Source organism: Pseudoalteromonas sp. Z9A4 (assembly GCF_011378845.1).
GTDB lineage: Bacteria > Pseudomonadota > Gammaproteobacteria > Enterobacterales > Alteromonadaceae > Pseudoalteromonas > Pseudoalteromonas arctica.
On record NZ_WTLA01000009.1, the window covers coordinates 122,753 to 143,044 of the forward strand.

Genomic DNA, 20,292 nt, shown 5'->3' on the forward strand with positions numbered 1-20,292 from the left:
GACCGCCGTAAGCTTGTGTAATAAAGTCGTAACGCATATTATTGATAGATTGCATGGAGGATAAGTCGTTTGGTCATGAAAACCAGTAAGTTAAGTATTAGATTATTGTGGTATATAACACCCCTTGTTATTCTACCTTTACTATTTTTAGGTGGCTTTACGCTCACCAATGTAACTAATTCAACACAGAAACAAGCTGATTTAATAATGAGCCGTTTTGTTGAACAGCAACAGCAAAAAATATTCAACTATATCGACTCTTTTCACTCTACAGCAAAACTACTTTCCACCTCGCCAGTACTTAGCGATTTTTTAACAAATGACATTCGCGCCAACGGGAATTACACCCGAAAACTTGGTGCGCTTATGGATGTATTTGCCAGTTATAGTGAAGCCTACCCAGATATAATTAGCATTAATCTAGTTTCAACAAGTGGGAAAAGCGATGCCTACTATTCTAACAACCTAACAACAGCACCTAAAAGCTATCCATTTTTTAATCAAGTATTGCAAAGTAATTTAAGTAAGCAGCAATTTATGATTCAAAAGGAGGATGGCACTACTAGTTTGTATTTTATTCAACGAATTTATAGCGTTGATTACTATTTAAAACGCCCACAGCAACTTGGTTTTATTGTAATACATATAGAGCCTTCAATACTTAACTCCAGTATTTTAGAAGCGCCATATAACAACACGCTTAATTTAATGTTAACCAAAGACGGTAAAATTTTATTTAGTTCTGACTACAATATGCGCGGCCAATACATAAGCGAATATGAACTTAACCAAGTACACGACCTCGCCGATATCGGCATGCTTTCAACTATTGAGCTTTCAAGTATAGATAAAATAGAGCGAATGATTTTTGCCGTACAAATGCCCGGCGGATATTATTACGTTTCGACCATTCCCAAAGGTGTGCTTTATCAATCAGGTAAAGCGATAAGTTTAATAACTGGGTTAATTGTTATTATTTCGGTGATAACCCTACCAATATTAATTTTTGTAGTAGTACGTAATTTATTACTTAACCCAATTGAGTTACTAGGTGCAGCAAGCCACCGTGTGGGGGATGGTGATTTGTCGGTGCACTTGCCTGCACATACTAACGATGAAATGGGGGTTTTGTTTAACGACTTTAATCACATGGTTAATCAAATAAGACACTATCAACAACAGCTTGAAGAGTATAAGCACCATCTTGAAGACAAAGTAGAAAGTCGTACTAAAGCACTTGAAGCCATGAACAGCCAACTAGAACTTGCAATTGGCCAAGCCGAGCAAGCTAATCAGCTCAAGAGTCGCTTTTTAGCAAATATGAGCCACGAAATACGTACGCCGCTCACGGCTATTATGGGCTTTACAGAACAGTTGCTTCACAACGATAAAGTAGCTAACGACAAACAACATCTCAGCACTATTTTACGTAATTCAAAACACTTATTAGAATTAATAAATAACATACTCGATTTATCTAAAATTGAAGCTGAAAAGCTAGCAGTTGATTTATCAGTATTAAACGTAGTACAGCTTGTGCACGACATTGAATCAATTATTCGACCACTGGCACAAGAAAAAAAATTAACCCTTAATATCGACTACCAACTACCGCTACCTCGCAGCATTTATAGTGATGTGACCCGCTTAAAACAAATACTTATAAACATTGCTAACAACGCTGTTAAATTTACCGAAAATGGCAGTGTAACTATTTGTGTGCATTATTTAGAAGCGAGTCAAAGGCTTGAATTTGTAATTAAAGATACCGGCATTGGTATGTCTGAGCATCAAATAGAGCGTGTATTTAAACCGTTTGAACAAGCCGACGCCACTACCACGCGTCGTTTTGGTGGTACAGGTCTAGGGTTGTGTATTTCTAAAAACTTAGCACTGTTACTTGGTGGTGATGTAAATCTTGAAAGTGAAGTGGGTGTTGGTAGCCGCGTTACAATTAGGGTAGCGTGTCAGTTATCTGATGATCAACCCATGCTTGAATTCTTAACGCAAGACAGCCAGTTAATACCAGAGAAAGACCCTCTATTATCGTTTGCGACTAATAGCTTCGACGCCAATATATTAGTTGCCGAGGATAACCCAGATAACCAACTATTAATTAAATTATTACTGCAAACCTGGGGTCTTGAACCCGATATTGCCAGTAATGGCGCACAAGCTGTAGAAATGGCGCTCGTAAACGACTACCAACTTATTATTATGGATATGCAAATGCCTGTAATGGGTGGGTTAGAAGCGACTAAAATGCTTCGTCATGCAGCCTACGATGGCCCTATCATTGCTCTTACTGCCAATGTAATGAACCATGATATAGGGACTTATCTAGAAGCGGGTTGCGACAAAGCACTTGCTAAACCCATTGATAAAGATGCTCTTGAAAATGTACTCGTAAGCTACCTGCACCTTGAAAAAGATAATCAAAATAAATGGGATAGCTTATTAAATAGCGAAAAGTTTCAGCAAATTGCTGATAATTATTTAGCTAACTTACCTACATATTTAAAAGAAGTTAAAGCTCTGCACAATCGTGATGATTGGGAAGCATTAAGAGGCATAGCGCACAATATTAAAGGTAGTTCTGGGTGCTTTAACTTTGATAAAATTTATCAAAGCGCTGCGGCACTTGAAGAGAACTTAAAAAGTAACAATAAAGTGCCAAGAGACGAGCTGGTAAATGATTTAATAGCAGCAATTGAGCAAGCAATTAGCGACAAAGTAAGCTAAAAGTTAACTTGCATAGCGGTGCAATTACTCTGTTTTTAGCAGCTCTGTATTTTAAATGCCAATTACCGACTTTAATTATGAAAAGTTTAAACCTAGCGCCATACCCATTAAAATAGCGTCTTCAAAGCCATTTTTAGCAGGGTTATCACTTGGGTAGTAGTTTTTACGCACTGACATTTCAGCAAAGCCTGCGCGCTCGTACAGAGCAATAGCACGCGTATTTGATTCGCGTACTTCTAAAAAGAGGTTTTCAGCATTTTGCTGCTCACCATATTCAATAAACTGCGCTAACAACTGCCTTGCAATACCCTTACCCTGGTGACTTGGTGTTACACAAATATCCATAAGTGTAAAATCAGGCCCTGCTTTTTCACCAATATAAAAACCAATCATGCTCGCCTCATCAAATGCGGCAACATTAAAATAGCGCCCACCTATACATGAACCCATTGTATTTAAAGTCCACGGATGACTATGACACGCTGTTTCGATGGCCATTAATTGAGGTATTGCAGTTTCATCTACTGATTTAAAGTTTATCAAGGTGTTCACTCATTAAAGCCCATAAAGCACGCTTCTCAGAGGCGTTGAGCTGTGGGGTTGGCAATGTAAGCTTATTGTCGTTTAATTGCATCTCACTGCCCTGTACAACGCTATTTATAATAATAGGCTCTGCACTGAGTTTAATGTCTGCAAGTAGTTGCTCATTTAGCGTTAAAGAACTAGCTATCGTGCTTTGCGATAAAGTATTAGCTTGATCATTTATTTTTGGACAATAATGCTGATTGAGTTCAAGATTTTCTATATCAAAAATAGCTGCGTAACGTGGATGCATAACAACTCAGTAGATTAGACATTTGAACAATATAAGAAGTAATAAAAACGATGTAAAGAAGAAATGGCAGGGGCGGAGAGATTCGAACTCCCAACCATCGGTTTTGGAGACCGCTGTTCTACCAATTGGAACTACGCCCCTGCAATGACGACGAATTATAGAGAAGTTTCGCCAAAGGTAAAGAGAAAAATCACTCTTTTAGTTTAACTGCTTTTTAAATAAACAAAACGACGAATTAGCATGCTAATCCGCCGTTTTTTAATCACTTAAAATTAGTTAATTAAAACTAAAATTAATTATTCCCATTCGATAGTTGCAGGTGGTTTACCTGAAATATCGTAAACAACACGAGAAATACCATCTATTTCATTAATGATACGGTTTGAAACCACACCTAAAAACTCATAAGGTAAATGTGACCAGCGCGCTGTCATAAAGTCGATTGTTTCCACACAACGAAGTGATACAACCCAATCGTACTTACGTGCATCACCCATAACCCCTACCGATTTAACAGGTAAGAATACAGTAAACGCTTGGCTTACTTTATGGTAAAGCTCAGCTTTGTGAAGCTCTTCGATGAAAATCGCATCAGCGCGGCGTAATAAATCACAGTATTCTTTTTTGATTTCGCCAAGTACACGCACACCTAAACCTGGTCCAGGGAAAGGATGACGGTAAAGCATATCGTACGGTAAACCTAGCTCTAGGCCAATTTTACGTACTTCATCTTTGAATAATTCACGTAATGGCTCAACAAGGCCCATTTTCATGTCATCTGGTAATCCGCCCACATTGTGGTGAGATTTAATAACATGCGCTTTACCAGTTGCAGATGCCGCTGATTCAATTACATCAGGGTAAATTGTACCTTGCGCTAACCATTTTGCATTTTTAAGCTTTTTGGCTTGCTCATCAAATACATTAATAAACGTGTGACCAATGGCTTTACGTTTATCTTCTGGGTCTGACTTACCCGCTAGATCATTTAAAAACTGCTCTTCAGCTTCAACTTTAACAATGTTTAAGCCAAATTTATTACCAAACATGTCCATTACTTGTTGGCCTTCGTTTAAACGAAGTAAACCATTATCAACAAATACACATGTTAGTCTTTCGCCAATTGCACGGTGAATAAGCATAGCCACAACCGATGAATCAACACCACCAGAGAGGCCTAAAATAACTTCGTCATCGCCAACTGTTTCTTTAATACGCTCGATAGCATCATCGATAATTTTTGCAGCAGTCCACAGTTTTTCACAGCCACAAATATCAATAGCAAAACGCTCTAATAAGCGCTGACCTTGATGCGTGTGCGTTACTTCTGGGTGAAACTGTACGCCATAAAAACGTTTTTCTTCGTTAGACATTGCAGCATGTGGACAAGTAGATGTTTTAGCTGTTGTTGCAAAACCAGCTGGAATATCCATTACTTTGTCGCCATGACTCATCCATACGTCGAGTATGCCGTTGCCGCCATCGGTAATGCTGTCTTCAATTGCATCAAATAATGCACAGTTGCCTACTTTTTCTACTTGTGCGTAACCAAACTCTTTTTTATCCGAGCTGTGTACACTTCCGCCAAGTTGAGCTGCCATTGTTTGCATACCGTAGCAAATACCTAGCACAGGCACGCCTGCATTAAATACATACTCAGGAGCGCGCGGGCTGTTTTCAAGTGTTGTTGATTCTGGACCACCAGAAAGAATAATACCTTGTGGGTTGAACTCGCGGATTTGCTCTTCAGTCACATCCCATGCCCAAAGTTCACAGTAAACACCAATTTCACGCACACGGCGGGCGATTAATTGAGTGTATTGTGAACCAAAGTCTAAAATGAGAATTCGTGAATCGTGAATATCTTTGCTCATGGAGTATCTCGTAAAGTCTGATGCTAAATGCCGCTTTGAATACCAATTTTATTAAACATTACTAATTCTTGCAGGCTAAATAACTCTCTAACCACGTTAAAAACTTCTTATTTAGAAGAAACTAAAAATCGAAATTTTTGCCTCGTTATTGAGCCATTTATCTGTCGCAATAATTGACCACTTTATTAATGCAATTGGTATTTATATAAACGACTAAAAAGAGGGCTTGCAAAGCAAGCCCAGTATATTAAATTAATTACGCTGCTTAACCTAAGCGGTAATTTGGTGCTTCTTTAGTGATTTGCACATCATGAACGTGCGACTCACCCATACCTGCTGAAGTAACACGTACAAATTGTGGTTTTGTATTTAGCTCTTCAATTGTTGCACAACCCGTTAAGCCCATAGCGCTTCGTAGGCCGCCCACTTGCTGATGAATAATCGTTGCAATAGGACCTTTGTAAGCTACGCGACCTTCAATACCTTCAGGTACTAACTTGTCTGCTTCGTTTGATTTTTGGAAGTAACGATCTGATGAACCTTCTTTTTGATCCATCGCGCCTAATGAGCCCATACCACGGTAAGATTTGTAATAACGGCCTTGGTATAATTCAACTTCACCTGGTGCTTCTTCAGTACCAGCAAGCAGTGAACCCACCATTACACACGATGCACCAGCAACAAGTGCTTTAACAATATCACCAGAAAAACGAATGCCACCATCAGCAATAACAGGAATGTCGCGACCTTTTAAGCCTTCAACAGCATCTGAAATAGCGGTAATTTGTGGAACGCCACAACCGGTAACAATACGTGTAGTACAGATAGAGCCTGGGCCGATACCTACTTTAACTGCGTCGGCACCCGCATCAGCAAGTGCAATCGCACCTTCAGCTGTTGCTATGTTGCCTGCAATAATTTGTAAGTCTGGGTACTCTTTACGTGTTTTAGTAACACGGTCAATAACACCTTGAGAGTGACCATGCGATGTATCGATAAGTAAAACATCAATACCCGCTTCTACTAATGCAGCAATACGCTCATCAGTACCTGCACCAACACTTACAGCTGCACCTACACGTAAACGACCTTGGTCGTCTTTACATGCGTCAGGTTTGTCTTGGGCTTTTTGGTAATCTTTTACTGTGATCATGCCTTTAAGTTTAAATTCATCATCAACAACAAGGATTTTTTCAATGCGGTGTTCGTGCATTAAGCCTAAAATTTCTTCGCGTGCTGCGCCTTCTTTAACGGTAACAAGCTTTTCTTTTTTAGTCATAACGGTAGAAACAGGCTGTTCAAGCTTAGTTTCAAAACGCATATCACGACTAGTAACAATGCCTACAAGCACATTATTGCTATCGGTAACCGGAAAGCCTGAAAAACCTTTTTCGTGCGAAAGCTCAATTGCATCTGCAATTGTTAAATCGGCAGTAACCGTTACAGGGTATGAAACAATACCTGCTTCGTAGGTTTTAACTTTACGTACGTTTTTCGCTTGTTCTTCAATAGTCATGTTTTTATGAATAAAACCAAGACCACCTTCTTGCGCAAGGGCAATAGCTAAACGAGCTTCTGTAACAGTATCCATAGATGCTGAAATAAGCGGCAAGTTAAGTTTGATACCACGCGTTAAGCGAGTTGAAATATTTGCCGTGTGTGGCAAAACAGTAGAATGACCAGGTACTAAAAGTACGTCATCAAAGGTAAGAGCTTCTTTAGCGATTCTAAGCATTTTGGCAACTTCTCACATGTGGATCTAAGATAAGGAATTGCGGCCAAATTTTAACAGCGTTGTTGGCATGAGTAAATAATATTTCGCAAATATTTATGATAAAGTAGTGCAATAAATAGTTTTAGGTTGTTTTTTATGTTTTCGAAGCCTTCGCAGGCGGTTTACACCGTTTCACGCCTTAATAGAGAAATTCGCACAATCCTTGAGCAAGGTTTTGCATCTTTAGTGCTCACGGGCGAAATTTCTAACTTTATTACCCCTGCATCTGGACATTGGTACTTTTCGTTAAAAGACGATAAAGCACAAATTAAAGCCGCAATGTGGCGAGGCAATAATCGCAACCAAAGCTACCGCCCTGTAAATGGCGCACAAGTTACAGTAAAAGCGCGTGTATCGCTTTATGAACCTCGCGGTGACTACCAGCTTATTGTTGAGCATATGGAACCCGCAGGCGAAGGTCAGCTAAAACAAGAATTTGATGCGCTTAAAATGCGTTTAGCCGCCGAAGGATTATTTAGCTCTGCTCACAAACAGCCATTACCCCAAAATATTAATCGCATTGGTGTTATTACCTCAGCAACCGGCGCTGCTATAAAAGATATTTTAACGGTGCTCAAACGCCGTGCACCGCAGCTAGAAGTCATTATTTACCCTGCTATGGTACAAGGCAAAGAAGCGCACGTGCATTTAATTAACCAAATTGAATTAGCCAACACTCGTGATGAAGTAGACGTACTTATTTTAGGGCGAGGCGGCGGATCACTTGAAGATTTATGGTGTTTTAATCACGAACAGCTCGCCCGCGCTATTTTCAAAAGTGAATTACCGATAGTAAGTGCGGTAGGCCACGAAATAGATACCACTATTAGCGATTACGTTGCTGATGTTCGTGCAGCGACTCCATCAGCCGCAGCTGAGCTTGTAAGCCCAAATACGCAAGAGTTACACAATAAGGTAACGCAATTAGTTAATCGTTTATCTAACGCGTTTAAGCACGGTATTGCCGACAAACGCGCACTAGCAACGCAGTTACAGCATCGTCTTAATTTGTGTCATCCGCGTAATCAGCTCAATCAAAAATCACAACGCTTAGATGAGCTAAGCATTGCACTGCAACAAGCTATGCGTAATCGTTTATACCAGCAAGAACGCACACTCAATAACTTAACGCCGCGCTTAATGCGCCAATCACCCGACAAAAAACTCGCTACAGCAAGCCATCAACTTACGCAAATACAAGCAAGGCTTAATCAGGCTATACAACATCAATTGCAACAAGCTAATAATAATTTGGCGTTACAAGCGAGTAGATTAGACTCAGTAAGCCCACTCAACGTATTAGCACGTGGTTACAGCATTACAAAAAATGAGAAAAACAAAGTGGTTAAATCGGTAGGAGATGTAAAAGCTGGCGACACGCTAATTACAGAATTTGTTGACGGCGTGGTGCACTCACAAGTACATAGCTAAGGCTGTTAAAAAACATTATAAAGTGCGTATACTTATTCTTTGATACTTACTACAAACTCTATTTTCTCGTCGTTAGAGCTTGATGTAGTTAGCTTAAATTGCTGCCACCAGGGCATTGCTGTTAGCTTATCGTTAAGCTCACGCCACTGCGCATGTCCTTGCTCATTACTTTGCTCATTACTTTGCTCAGCAACAATCACAAATTTACACAGTGTTTGCTTGCACTCCAAATCACTTAACTGTGCTGAGTTACTCAAGTTGCTGGTAATTAAAAAATCGGTAAGCGCCGTTTCTATTTCATAACTCCACTGAGTATTTTCACTTTCATTATCAAATTTTTCATCAAGTTGCTTAGAAAAATCAACATCATCTAATTGCGCTAACTGAGTTGACTTTAATTGTTGTTCGGCACGCTTTAGTTCCTTGGTTTTAACGGCAAGTTCGTCGGTAAGCGTACTTATTTGCTGAGTATACTCTTGTTCAACAAATTGCCGTGTAGCATTTTGGTTGGCCGTAATTAAAGCGCTATTTAGGTTTGAGTCATTGCTAACATCATGACTACTAAGTTTATTATTGCTACTGACTTTAATAGTAACATTCTGACGCGTATTTTCTGACTGAGGATATGCGTCATTAGATATTTTATTAAAAAACAAAAAGTAACTACTAGCCAACCCCACACCAGCAATAAAACTTAGCAACATTGAAAGTGAGTTACTTTTATTAGACATTATTTTTACCTAAGGCTACAGCATTGCGCTAGTATGCGATGCGTTTTCTGGCTCTTGTTGAGTCAAAAAGTTTTGGTTCATACTTTGTGCCGGACACTCACAATCCGGTCGACCAATAATTTTAGCTGGTACGCCAACAGCGGTTGTATGTGGTGGAACATTGCTAAGTACAACAGAGCCTGCACCAATTCGTGCGCCCTCACCTACTTCAATATTACCAAGTACTTTAGCGCCGGCGCCAATTAACACGCCCGCTCTAATTTTAGGATGACGATCGCCCTGCTCATTACCCGTACCGCCAAGCGTTACAGATTGCAAAATTGATACGTTATCTTCAATTACTGCTGTTTCACCAATAACAATACCAGTTGCGTGGTCAAACATAATGCCTTTACCTACTTTACATGCTGGGTGAATATCGACCCCAAACACTTCAGAGTTACGGCTTTGAATAAAGCGCGCTAGCTCTTTGCGGTTTTGTTGCCACAAGCAATTAGCCAAACGGTGCGCCTGAATAGCATGAAAACCTTTTAGATTTAATATAACCGTAAGATAGGTTTCTGATGCAGGGTCGCGGTCTTTTACTGCTTTAATATCCTCAGCAACAAACGAGAGCATACGGTCACATTTTACAAATGCTTGGTCGAACAATTCGCGGATAGTGAATGCAGATACCACCGCATCAGCCAACTTATTAGCAACAATAAAGCTCAATGCCGAACCTAAACAATCATGATTCAAAATGCATGAATAAACATGACTTGCTAATAATGGTTCACGTTTTACTACATCGTTAGCTTCGTCGCGAAGCTGTTGCCAAATTGCATGACGCATAATACTGCACTGCCTTAAGTTGATATAAAATAGCCTTTTCCCAAGTCTAACGGATTTAACCACTAAGGTGTTAATCCCTTAGTTATTTGTTCTGGTTATTAGGTATAACTGTTTATTAAGTTTCATTATTAAATAATAAAAATGCCTCGGTGCTTATAGCACCGAAGCATTATTTTAACGCTTAAAAACCACTTAAATTATTGAAATACTTTATCGACTTTCATCACTTCAATATTTTTTGCAGGAATTGCTAATTTATAATCAGCAATTACTTTATCCTCAGCAACCAGCTCAGCAGGTTTATTGGTGTTATAAACCATTGGCGATGTTTGCTGCGATGCTAAACGTTTTTGCATATCAGCGCCGTCTGCGGTTATAAACACATATTGAACATTGTCTGTTTGTAAGTTTTCTTTAATAACGCGATTAACATCAGCAACGCTTAGCGTTTTAAGTTTGTTAGTTACGTAACTTACAAAGCTATCTGTGTTGTAAAATTCGCTATCAAGTGCGTAACCTAATTGGCGGTTTTGACTTGCAACCATTTGCGGCACAAAGTTAATTAAAAAGTTACGCGTGGCTTCAAAGTCATCTTCGCTCATACCATTTTTAATTAACTTATCTAACTCAAACAAGGCGGTACGTGTTGCAAAGTGCGCATCGTTATTAGAGCGAAGTGGGCGTAACCACACTTGAAATATTTGCTCAGAGCGCCCTAGGTTTGCATCAGGCTTGGTTTGAAACATACCACGTGGGAAATATTCAATGTATGCGTAATCGCCATAGTTCATGCCGCGAGTTTCACGAATGCGCTCATACAAAAAGCTGTTAGAACTACGGTGCTCACCAAAGTACGAACGCACAAGCCAAAGGGCTGTCCAGTCTTCGCTACTTCTTATTGTATCAATAGGAAAACCAAACGATACCGCAGTTGATTGCGCCGACTTTTCTACAATAGTTGCATGATGACCTTTAAGTACTGGTGCATCAGGAATACTTAAACGGCTTTGCTCACCCTTTGGTAACGTTGCAAAATCGCTCATCATTTTAGCTTTAAGGTTTGCAGGTACAGCCCCAATTAAGCCAACCGTAAGTTTAGATTGCGTAAGCTCACTGTTATAAAACGCTTTAACATCATCCAGTGTCAGCGCTTCTAAATCCGAAATGTCACCGTAGTTGTAACTTTCGTAAGGATGATTTTTGTAAAGCGCACTGTAGAGCACTTCTTTGCCTAGCTCTTCATCATTAGAGGCTTTTAAGCCAGACTTAATGCCGTCAATCATTTCTTTTTTAAGGCGCTTAAAGTCATCGTCTCTAAAGCCTGGGTTTAGTAATTGATCGCTCACAAGTGTATACCACTGCGCCGCATTATCTTTATGAATACGCCCTTGGAACGACAGCATTTCTTTATCTATTTGATAACCAAAACTACCCGCAAGCGGATAAAGTGCTTTTTGAATATCTTTATAGCTTGTCGCCTCTGAGCCACCTTGTGCAAGCATAGCCGCAGTTAACGCAGCAACACCTTTTTTGCCTTGTGGGTCGGCAGCCGCACCGGTATTGAATAAAAAGTTAACATCAATTAATGGCGAGCTATTCGTTTTATCAAGTACTTTAAATACAGGTGCCGCAGGTGCTTGTTCAAGCTTTGCAGTAAGCGCATTTAAATCAACTTCTTGCTCAAAACCTGGGGCTTTATCAAGTGCCGACATTGTTAATGTGGTACGTGCGTTATCAGTAAAGTATTTATTAGCAACGGCTTTAATATCTGCGCTGGTAATGTTATCTGCCGATTTATACAGCTGGTTTATAACCTCAGGATCGCGCTCAAAATGCATGTAGCTGGCAAGGGTTGATGCAATCGCTTGCGACGAGTCTAAGCCATTTATAAAGCTGTATTTAAGGTTCGATTTTAAATCACTCAGCTTTTGCTCATCAACAAGCTCAGTGCGTGCTTTTGCATAAGTTCGGTTAATGGCATCGCGCGCAGTGGCTAAATCGTCTGCGTTTTCTACTTTAACAAATACGTGTAATAAACCCGGATCTTTTGTCTCTGGGTTATAGGTAAACATTTGGCTGGCAATTTGTTTGTCGACCACTAGCTCTTGATATAAATCTGAATTACTAGAAAAATAAAGCTGTGAGATTAAATCAAGCGCCGCTCTGTCTTTTTTAGCAGGCTCCCACGCAGCGCCTTTGTAGGATACAAGTAACCAATGCCCTGGTAGCGCTTCATCTTGCTGGTGCAAATATTTTGGTGCTTGTTGAACAGGCTCTGCTTTAATATCAGCAACATAGTTACCCTTTTTCCAGCTGCCCCAATGCTTTTTAACCATTGCCATTGTTGCTTGTGGGTCTACATCGCCCACAATAACAAGTGACACATACTCAGGCTTATAAAATTTAGCAAAAAACTCTTTACCGTACGCCATTTGATCAGGCATGGCTTCTATGTCTTTAAAAAAGCCCATAGTGGTGTGTTTATAAGTATGCTTATCAAACGCTTCTTCGCGTACAGCGCTTAATAATTTACGAATTGGGCTCGCGTTGTTTTTTAAGTACTCACCTTTTACCGTTTGTGCTTCGGTTCTAAATTGCTCTTCGGTGTATGTTAAGTTTTGAAAAATATCAGCTTCAAGCTCAAGTACTTTATCAAGATGCTGCTTTGAAAAGTTTAAATGGTAGTTTGTAAAATCGTTTGTTGTATAGGCGCGGTTATCAACACCTGAATTTTTTAATATGTCTGAGTACACATCTTCAGGGTATTTTTGTGAGCCTTTAAACATCATGTGTTCAAAAAAGTGAGCAAAGCCTGTTTTGCCCTCTTCAACTTCGTTACGCGATCCAACCGATACCGGAATTTGCAGCGACACTACATCAGGGTAATCAGTTTTAACAACCATGACACGTAAGCCGTTTTCTAGCTCTTCAATTAAATAATCTTGCGAAAAAACACGATCATCAGCTTTATTTACTTGTTCTTGTTGTGCTGTTGTTTGCGTGCTTTGGTTTTGTTGCATGGCGCAACCTGTTAACGCCAGCGATACCGCTAAGCTGGTTGCTAATAATTTAAATTTCATTGTTGTCCCTTTTTAAATTGAGCAAATTTGTTGTCAGATTTAACTCTTTAATTATGCCCCAAAGCCAATAAATATAAGAGCCCCAAGGGAATTTATTATGTAAACAACTGTGTCAATTATAAATTATGGGAACAGGCCCTATGAATAAACATCATGTTAGTTGAAAAACTTTCACTAAATAAATCTATCTAGACGTCTAAATGGCTGCTATATTAAATCCATCAAAACAAACTTAGCTGGAATGAGGATTATGGCTTTATCACTAAAAGAGAAGATAGTGGACACCAATCAAGGTGTTTATCTTATTGGTACTACCCCGCCTAAAATTGGCACCGATAAAGCGCAATTAAAAACCATTGCAGAAAAGCTATTAGGTCGCTTACACGAAATTGAATACGACGGCGTGATAATTTACGACATTCAAGACGAAAGCAGCCGCACTAATCAAGACCGCCCATTTGCGTTTAAACAAACCGTTGATCCGCGTGAATACAGCCATTTACTTCGTAATTTATCTGCACAAGATGTGATTACTTATAAAAGTGTGGCGCAGCGTGGCGTAGGCGAATTTAAAGATTGGCTAAGTGAAACTAAAAACGACTACGATTTACAAAATGTTGTTTTAGTAGGTAGCCCGTCATCGATAGGCGATATAAAGCTAAGCCTGCCAGATGCGTATAAAGCGATGGCTGAGCAATCAGATGATTTCTTTTTAGGTGGCGTTACTATTGCCGAGCGCCATTCAAGTAAACGAAATGAGCACGAACGATTAATAGAAAAAACAGCACAAGGTTGTCAGTTTTTTATATCGCAAGCTGTTTACGACGCACAAGCGACTATAGAGCTAATTACTAGCTACGCACGTACATGTAAAGCACAAGGGATTACACCTCAACGTATTATATTAACGTTTACCCCGTGCGGCGGCGAAAAAACCTTAGACTTTATGCAATGGTTGGGTATCTCAGTGCCAGAGGCAACTAAATGGCGCATGCTTGATGCAGACAATACATTAAGCGAATCAGTCCGTATTTGCCGCGAAAACCTCGACTTAATACTTAAAAGCTGTGCGCATTTAGATGTACCTCTGGGCCTAAATATTGAAAGCTTAACAAACCGTAAAGAAGAAATTGACGCGTCAATTAACTTATACCGTTTATTAAAAGCCATTATGGAATTGAACCTTGCGGAAAAGCTAATAGCTTAAAGGCTAGGTAAGAGCTAATTAACACCCTTCTTGGCAAGCCTAATGGCTTGCTTTTTTATGTCCGTTCTTTGAAAAATTAATTAATAAATACAAGTAAAGATTTGCAGCTTAAGCTATTTATTGAAGGTGTTTTTGGTTATTACTCTCAAGCCTTTTTAAGGCAAACCCCATAGAGGAGCACATAACACCAAAAATTATTCCCTCATTAGATATAAATCTAATGCTAGGGACGTTTCAAATAAGCTTATTATTGCTAAGGAAAAAATAAAACCCATCGCAGAAGAAACCAACCAAGTTTGTGTGGCATGAGTCATGACGAACCTCCTTTTATTATTGTGCTTTTTTAGCGAGCTTATACGCTTGTTTATTTTTATACATTGCGTGGTCTGCATCATTTAATAGCGCTTCAAAGGGCTGCTTTTGTTTATTAGTAAAACTATAACCAATACTAAGCGATAAATCGCAAACGTCTTCTTTGAGTAAAGCTTTTGAATACTCAGAGGATATTTTATCCATAATGTAGTTAATTTTACTCTTATCGCTTACTTGCATTACTGCAACAAACTCATCGCCACCTAAGCGTCCTACTATATCAGCATCTCTTAAATGCGTTTTTAGCGTATCTGCCAATATAATTAAGGCTTTGTCGCCCACCTCATGTCCGCAGGTGTCGTTTAATTTTTTAAAGTCGTTTATATCAATAAACAAACAGCATACGTCAAAGCCTAAACGCAGTGCTAAGTTAAGTTTTTGTTGAGCGAGTAAGCTAAGTGCCCGGCGGTTATAAATATTCGTTAATGAGTCTAACATGGCTATTTCGCGCATTTGCTCATAGCTATACACAAGCGCTAAGTCGTCTTCAATTAAATCACGTAGTTGTTCTATGAGTTCAAAATATTCATCGGTATAGCTTGTTATTTTAGTGTCTTTTAAACATAACGTGCCAAACACTTCGCCTTCAGGCCAATGAATAGGTAAACCTAGGTAGGATTCAACACCGTCTTCAACGACTTCTGGTAGGGTATTCCATGTATCGTTATTACTTGCATCATTAACATATAATGTATTGTTAGTTTCAGCTACGTGGCGACAAAACAGAGGAGTTTGAGGAGGGAGTATAGGGTTGGTCTCAAAGTTAGATCCACCCTCGTTACTTCTAATAACAACGCGATAGCCTTTGCTTGTTGCCTGAACTATATAACCAGACGGGGCTGAAAAAAGCCCCGTTATAAGGTCGATTGTTTTTTGCCATTTATGCAAAGATATTTGGCCATCAATACCAGAAAATGCCCATTGATCAATTTCAAACATTGCTTTACCTCGGCTATTTAGTAGCTCCAGTATAGGCAAAAAAGTAAAGTAAAAGCTATTATTTACGACGTCTACTTGGCTCTCTTTTACCAGTGATGCGTTTTTTATCGCGATCTTTTCGCGACTTGTTAGTATTTTTACGATTATCTTTTGGCTTTTTATTAGGATCTGGCTCGTAACCTTCTAACCACTGCGGCGTTAAACGCGTATCGAGTAGTACTTCAATTTCTTCTAGCAGCCATTGCTCATCAAGACTTACCAGCGACATAGCAAGTCCTTGTTCGCCAGCACGCCCTGTACGGCCAATACGGTGCACGTAATCCTCGGCAATGTACGGTAGTTCAAAGTTAATTACGTATCTAAGTGTAGAAATATCTAAACCACGCGCAGCTACATCGGTTGCAACAAGTACGCGTGTAATACCTTCTTTAAAGTTTTGCAATGCACGGTCGCGTGCGCCTTGCGATTTGTCGCCATGGATTGATTCGGTTTTTAAACCGTCTTTACACATTTCTTTAGCAAGCTGATCAGCCATTTGTTTTGTGCGAGTAAAAATAAGCACTTGGCGCCAGTTTTTCATACCAATCATGTGCGATACAAGTTCGCGCTTACGATCCTCATCTACAGCGTAAATAACTTGCTCTACTTCAACAGCTGCTGAGTTACGTTTATCAACTTCAATTAGCTCTGGGTTTTTAAGTAACTTTTTACTGAGTTCAAACACGCTGTCATCAAACGTAGCTGAAAATAGTAAAGTTTGGCGATCGCCCGGGATATGTCGCAATATACGTCTAATTTCATCAATAAACCCCATATCAAGCATGCGGTCAGCTTCGTCAAACACTAAGGAGTCTACGCTTGAAAGTACCACACTGCCTTTAACTATATGATCAAGCAAACGCCCAGGTGTTGCCACTATAACTTGCGCTGTTTTAAGTGCTTTTATTTGAGGGCCAATACTTGCGCCACCATAGGCTAAAGCGCCATTGATATTAGTGCCTTGTGCGTACTTTTCAAAGCTTGCAAATACTTGCTGAGCAAGCTCACGGGTTGGCGTTAAAATTACAACGCGGGCAAGGCCTTGCTCATCTTTTTTAGGGGTATTTAAAAGCTTATGTAATAAAGGTAAAACAAAGGCGGCAGTTTTACCCGTACCTGTTTGCGCGCTGCCCATTACATCACTTCCGGCTAAAATAGGCGGAATAGTTTTAATCTGAATTGCGGTTGGTTGAGTGTAATTATTTTGCTCAATCGCTGTTAATAATAACGGGTCGAGATTAAGTGATGAGAACGTAGTGGCAGACATAGGTTTAGCTTTAAAATAACAAAGAGCGCTATTGTACGCATATTACTGTACTGCGTAAATTATCCAGTCCAGAAAAGTATTTAATCGTGGTTGCTCACTTTCACTTTAGCGCTAAAAACAATAAAAAAGGCGCTAAATAACAGCTGTATTTAGCGCCTTTTATAGTTTGCTGTAGCTTTAAGCTGGCTTTAGTGTCGCTTTACGCTCGTTGTAAAACGCTATTAAATCGTCAACTGTTGCTTGGCAGTATTCGCGTATACCCGAAACTACCATATGCTTTTCACCACTACCCACTTTAACGCCGTTTTCTAACAGGTTAAAACGTAGTGTAATTTTTCCGCGCTTACCGGCATACTCAAAACTAGGCTCTGCAAACTCAAGTTCTGGTTCTGTAATATCAAGATTATCAAGATTGATAAGCATTGATTCGTAAATAATCATTGGGCGAGCAGGGTTTATCATTACCTCTTGCTTGCCCATTAATGGAATAATTACATGCGGAAAAGTAGTACCAGAAAACTCAACATAATTTTTTATAAGACTATTAGTTAGTGCTGGGCATTGGCTGGTTTTACCGCTGCGCTTTACCTTTAAAATAACTTTTTCGCCATTGGTTACATCAAACTCATCAGCCCCTTCAGGGAAGTTAAGTTTGGTGTTTTCATCAACCATACCGGCAAAAGTAAATTCCATTTGTTCACTAATACCGTAGCGGTCTAGTACCAATGAAAAAAGTAAGTCTCCTGGCGCGCAAAACTTTTTGGCATCTTTGTCGTGAAGTGGATTGTAATCGTCAGCAACGCATTTAGCGAATCGACAACCTTGCTCACGAGAGATAGAAACATAATCAGCATGCTGCTGAAAAAAAGGACTTAACATAGTTTGTTCACTGCTTAAACTGCTTATAACCTATCTATATTACCAGAAAAAAAATACTGAGAGGTCGAATCTGTTAGATTAGTTGCTAAATAAAACAGAGCAATAAAAAACAATGACCTTTTATTTATTAGCGCTATCAATTATATGTGTTTTTCCGTACTGCAAAATATCAATAATGCGGCAACCCCTTTGGCACTACTTACTAGCTTTAAGTGTTGTAAGTGCATATTTTCAAGGTTATATAAATTTATATGCCCTGCTGTTAACCGGGCTTTACGTTGTTTTATACTACTGTGCGCTAAATACAAAGCAGGCAATAATACGCGCTACTTTAAGTACTGTTTTTATAGTTTCCTCATTAGCATTAGCACTTCATTGGGTACCTGGTTTTAATAACCTCCCTATTGTTATAAACGAGCGTATTACAAGCGATGCGATTGCTTTTACCCTTTATGCTAACTTTGATAAAGCTATGGCTGGGTTATTTCTTTGTGCTTACTTTTATTCGAATAAAAAAACTTTAAAAGCAGACTCTAATAAAGCAGACCCATTAAACGTTAAACAAGCTACTTTAATAATTATTACTACTGTTTTAGCTTCGCTCACTGCGGCTTTAATGCTTGGACTTGTAAGCTTTAACCCTAAGGTTCCTGGCTTTTGGTTAGCCTTTATGGCTATTAATCTTTTATTTACCTGTGTTGCCGAGGAAGCTTTATTTCGAGGTTTACTACAAACTAAGCTTAGCAAAATAATTACACCGACCCGTTTAGCAATACTTGCCCCTGTAATTACTGCAGGTATTTTTGCTTTGGCACATTTTGCTGGAGGAATTAACTATGTATTGGTTTCATTTATTGCAGGCTTGGGGTATGGCTATGTTTTTTATAAAACGCAGCGCTTAGAGTGGGCTATTTTATGCCATTGGTTGGTTAATGTTTGCCACTTCTTTTTGTTTACTTACCCGATGCTCAATAAAATCTAAATACATTTACAAATGCTAACAATTTACTTAGTAGTAAACATTGCCCGCATTTGATTTTGTTAGTAATTTACTATTTCAAATAATAAATTAAGGGACTAATAAATATGCTACGCTTTATAATGGCAATAACAGTACTGGCCACAATAACTGGTTGTTCAGGCATGACTTATCGTACAGATATAGACAACGGCGTTTTATCTCAAGAAATTGGCACCTACGTTAATAAAAGAGATTTACAGCAGTTTTATAGCGACCAAGAAGCACACGAAAGTGGCGCAACACTTTTAGGGCGAATAGAAGGTGAAAGCTGTGATGGCGACGGTATGGGCAGCAATAATGTAAGTTACAATCGCTCTAAATCAAACGCGATTGATTTACTTAAAGCTGATGCTATGCGCAGAGGCGGGAATGCTTTTACTATTAATTCTTGTAGTGAAACGTCTGTATCGTATTGCGACCTATCTGTTTTATGCACCGGACAGGCCTACGACTATTAATAAGTAAAAGTGCAAATTATATATTAAGCGCAAAGCTAAGTAGTACGCGCTTTCCAGACTCGATTTTAGATACGCTGTGTTCGTACTTATCGGGTCTGAATAAATACACGCGATTAAATAAATTTATAATGCATTTTGAGCATTTAAATACCCCACCCGCTTTAGGTTTTTCTAATACAAAGTTGAGCTTGTAATAGCGCCCTTGCTGCACAGGGTCAATATGGTTCATTACGCTGTGATTAGTTGGGTAAGTAACAAGGTTTATCGAAAATGTATTACTGCTAAAAATAGCTTTGTTTTTAACGGTTGCAATCATACTGCCTCCATATTGTTTATGTGTCTTATTGTATCATTGGGCTGGATCTTACTTCGTTTTTAAACGAGACTAAAACGCCATGATATATAGCCAATCAGACTAGGGTCTGTTGTTCTTTGCGGATTAAAATTCATTCAAACTAGGGGCTATTTAATCGCGGCGCGAGATTTGTAACCTAGTGGGCTAAGTAAAAACCGAGCAACAAAGAGTAAGTAGCCCCTAGGAAGAACCCTTTGGGCAGCGCCTGTTTGGCATTAATGCTACGTTATCGCCCATTTATGGGGAATAACCACACTGCATAGGCTCTGCCTTGCCTAAATACCAAACAGACTGCTGTAAATTCAACCTTGAAAGAACAACAGACCCTTATATAAAACTATCTGACACAAAAAAGCCGAGCTTAATAAGCTTAACACCACTCGTTTAAGAACGAGTGGTGTTTTTTCGTTTATACCTAACTGGATATTTTTGTGTCTTTGCGAGCACCGTTCGC

At 39.3% G+C, this 20,292-nt stretch carries 16 protein-coding genes and 1 tRNA gene; 5 read left to right on the plus strand and 12 right to left on the minus strand.

The window, feature by feature from the left end; genetic code table 11:
• Positions 1 to 75 precede the first annotated feature (75 nt).
• A complete protein-coding gene (locus tag GQR54_RS09255; protein WP_166377347.1) occupies positions 76 to 2,742 on the plus strand; it encodes an ATP-binding protein in 2,667 nt (888 codons plus the stop codon).
• A gap of 75 nt (positions 2,743 to 2,817) precedes the next feature.
• On the opposite strand, the gene rimI is transcribed toward GQR54_RS09255, so the two are convergent.
• From rimI to guaB, 5 genes are all read right to left on the minus strand, one after another.
• Entirely contained in the window at positions 2,818 to 3,285 is a 468-nt protein-coding gene (gene rimI, locus GQR54_RS09260; protein ID WP_007581622.1) for a ribosomal protein S18-alanine N-acetyltransferase, read from the minus strand.
• A complete protein-coding gene (locus tag GQR54_RS09265) occupies positions 3,272 to 3,577 on the minus strand; it encodes a hypothetical protein (protein ID WP_166377349.1) in 306 nt (101 codons plus the stop codon). The genes rimI and GQR54_RS09265 overlap by 14 nt, the downstream gene beginning before the upstream one ends.
• A 64-nt stretch (positions 3,578 to 3,641) precedes the next feature.
• A tRNA-Trp gene (locus GQR54_RS09270) sits at positions 3,642 to 3,718 on the minus strand.
• Between the two features lie 155 nt (positions 3,719 to 3,873).
• Positions 3,874 to 5,451, minus strand: a complete 1,578-nt coding sequence (guaA, locus tag GQR54_RS09275; RefSeq protein ID WP_008170177.1) for a glutamine-hydrolyzing GMP synthase — start codon at positions 5,449 to 5,451, stop codon at positions 3,874 to 3,876.
• Between the two features lie 265 nt (positions 5,452 to 5,716).
• Positions 5,717 to 7,186, minus strand: a complete 1,470-nt coding sequence (gene guaB, locus GQR54_RS09280; protein ID WP_002958783.1) for an IMP dehydrogenase — start codon at positions 7,184 to 7,186, stop codon at positions 5,717 to 5,719.
• 135 nt (positions 7,187 to 7,321) lie between these two features.
• Here guaB and xseA point away from each other — a divergent pair, with 135 nt between their 5' ends.
• Entirely contained in the window at positions 7,322 to 8,656 is a 1,335-nt protein-coding gene (gene xseA / locus GQR54_RS09285) for an exodeoxyribonuclease VII large subunit (RefSeq protein WP_166377351.1), read from the plus strand.
• A gap of 32 nt (positions 8,657 to 8,688) precedes the next feature.
• Here xseA and GQR54_RS09290 read toward each other — a convergent pair whose 3' ends face one another.
• From GQR54_RS09290 to GQR54_RS09300, 3 genes are all read right to left on the minus strand, one after another.
• Positions 8,689 to 9,387 carry a hypothetical protein gene (locus GQR54_RS09290; RefSeq protein ID WP_166377353.1) on the minus strand — a complete coding sequence of 233 codons (699 nt, stop codon included), beginning with the start codon at positions 9,385 to 9,387 and terminating at the stop codon, positions 8,689 to 8,691.
• Between the two features lie 15 nt (positions 9,388 to 9,402).
• Positions 9,403 to 10,221, minus strand: a complete 819-nt coding sequence (gene cysE, locus GQR54_RS09295) for a serine O-acetyltransferase (RefSeq protein WP_121955565.1) — start codon at positions 10,219 to 10,221, stop codon at positions 9,403 to 9,405.
• A 197-nt stretch (positions 10,222 to 10,418) separates the two neighbouring features.
• Positions 10,419 to 13,301, minus strand: coding sequence for a pitrilysin family protein (locus tag GQR54_RS09300; protein ID WP_166377355.1), 2,883 nt, complete (start codon positions 13,299 to 13,301; stop codon positions 10,419 to 10,421).
• Between the two features lie 250 nt (positions 13,302 to 13,551).
• On the opposite strand from GQR54_RS09300, the gene GQR54_RS09305 reads away from it, so the two are divergent.
• Complete coding sequence (locus GQR54_RS09305; RefSeq protein WP_024593278.1) at positions 13,552 to 14,508, plus strand: methylenetetrahydrofolate reductase; 957 nt, start codon at positions 13,552 to 13,554, stop codon at positions 14,506 to 14,508.
• 330 nt (positions 14,509 to 14,838) lie between these two features.
• Here GQR54_RS09305 and GQR54_RS09310 read toward each other — a convergent pair whose 3' ends face one another.
• The 3 genes from GQR54_RS09310 to GQR54_RS09320 all read right to left on the minus strand — a co-directional run bounded on the left by GQR54_RS09310 (position 14,839) and on the right by GQR54_RS09320 (position 18,004).
• Positions 14,839 to 15,819 (minus strand): sensor domain-containing diguanylate cyclase, encoded by a 981-nt coding sequence (locus tag GQR54_RS09310; RefSeq protein WP_166377357.1) that lies wholly within the window; start codon positions 15,817 to 15,819, stop codon positions 14,839 to 14,841.
• A gap of 58 nt (positions 15,820 to 15,877) precedes the next feature.
• The gene (locus GQR54_RS09315; RefSeq protein WP_024593280.1) at positions 15,878 to 17,125 is read right to left on the minus strand and encodes a DEAD/DEAH box helicase; all 1,248 of its coding nucleotides are present in this window, start codon (positions 17,123 to 17,125) and stop codon (positions 15,878 to 15,880) included.
• Positions 17,126 to 17,302: 177 nt separating this feature from the next.
• Positions 17,303 to 18,004, minus strand: a complete 702-nt coding sequence (locus tag GQR54_RS09320) for a DUF3581 domain-containing protein (RefSeq protein WP_166377360.1) — start codon at positions 18,002 to 18,004, stop codon at positions 17,303 to 17,305.
• 112 nt (positions 18,005 to 18,116) lie between these two features.
• Between GQR54_RS09320 and GQR54_RS09325 the strand changes: the two genes are divergently transcribed.
• On the plus strand, positions 18,117 to 18,986 hold the full coding sequence (locus GQR54_RS09325; RefSeq protein ID WP_166377362.1) for a CPBP family intramembrane glutamic endopeptidase: 870 nt from the start codon (positions 18,117 to 18,119) through the stop codon (positions 18,984 to 18,986).
• Positions 18,987 to 19,090: 104 nt separating this feature from the next.
• Positions 19,091 to 19,483, plus strand: coding sequence for a hypothetical protein (locus tag GQR54_RS09330; RefSeq protein ID WP_166377364.1), 393 nt, complete (start codon positions 19,091 to 19,093; stop codon positions 19,481 to 19,483).
• A 16-nt stretch (positions 19,484 to 19,499) separates the two neighbouring features.
• Here the strand turns inward: GQR54_RS09330 and GQR54_RS09335 are convergent, their stop codons facing one another.
• Positions 19,500 to 19,799 (minus strand): hypothetical protein, encoded by a 300-nt coding sequence (locus GQR54_RS09335; protein ID WP_021032137.1) that lies wholly within the window; start codon positions 19,797 to 19,799, stop codon positions 19,500 to 19,502.
• Positions 19,800 to 20,292 lie beyond the last annotated feature (493 nt).

Excerpts from the sequence above, each read along its gene's own strand:
- GQR54_RS09255 (WP_166377347.1), top strand. The coding sequence starts at position 76 with ATGAAAACCAGTAAGTTAAGTATTAGATTATTGTGGTATATAACACCC.
- GQR54_RS09265 (WP_166377349.1), bottom strand. The coding sequence starts at position 3,577 with ATGCATCCACGTTACGCAGCTATTTTTGATATAGAAAATCTTGAACTC.
- guaA (WP_008170177.1), bottom strand. The coding sequence starts at position 5,451 with ATGAGCAAAGATATTCACGATTCACGAATTCTCATTTTAGACTTTGGT.
- guaB (WP_002958783.1), bottom strand. The coding sequence starts at position 7,186 with ATGCTTAGAATCGCTAAAGAAGCTCTTACCTTTGATGACGTACTTTTA.
- xseA (WP_166377351.1), top strand. The coding sequence starts at position 7,322 with ATGTTTTCGAAGCCTTCGCAGGCGGTTTACACCGTTTCACGCCTTAAT.
- GQR54_RS09290 (WP_166377353.1), bottom strand. The coding sequence starts at position 9,387 with ATGTCTAATAAAAGTAACTCACTTTCAATGTTGCTAAGTTTTATTGCT.
- cysE (WP_121955565.1), bottom strand. The coding sequence starts at position 10,221 with ATGCGTCATGCAATTTGGCAACAGCTTCGCGACGAAGCTAACGATGTA.
- GQR54_RS09300 (WP_166377355.1), bottom strand. The coding sequence starts at position 13,301 with ATGAAATTTAAATTATTAGCAACCAGCTTAGCGGTATCGCTGGCGTTA.
- GQR54_RS09305 (WP_024593278.1), top strand. The coding sequence starts at position 13,552 with ATGGCTTTATCACTAAAAGAGAAGATAGTGGACACCAATCAAGGTGTT.
- GQR54_RS09310 (WP_166377357.1), bottom strand. The coding sequence starts at position 15,819 with ATGTTTGAAATTGATCAATGGGCATTTTCTGGTATTGATGGCCAAATA.
- GQR54_RS09315 (WP_024593280.1), bottom strand. The coding sequence starts at position 17,125 with ATGTCTGCCACTACGTTCTCATCACTTAATCTCGACCCGTTATTATTA.
- GQR54_RS09320 (WP_166377360.1), bottom strand. The coding sequence starts at position 18,004 with ATGTTAAGTCCTTTTTTTCAGCAGCATGCTGATTATGTTTCTATCTCT.
- GQR54_RS09325 (WP_166377362.1), top strand. The coding sequence starts at position 18,117 with ATGACCTTTTATTTATTAGCGCTATCAATTATATGTGTTTTTCCGTAC.
- GQR54_RS09330 (WP_166377364.1), top strand. The coding sequence starts at position 19,091 with ATGCTACGCTTTATAATGGCAATAACAGTACTGGCCACAATAACTGGT.
- GQR54_RS09335 (WP_021032137.1), bottom strand. The coding sequence starts at position 19,799 with ATGATTGCAACCGTTAAAAACAAAGCTATTTTTAGCAGTAATACATTT.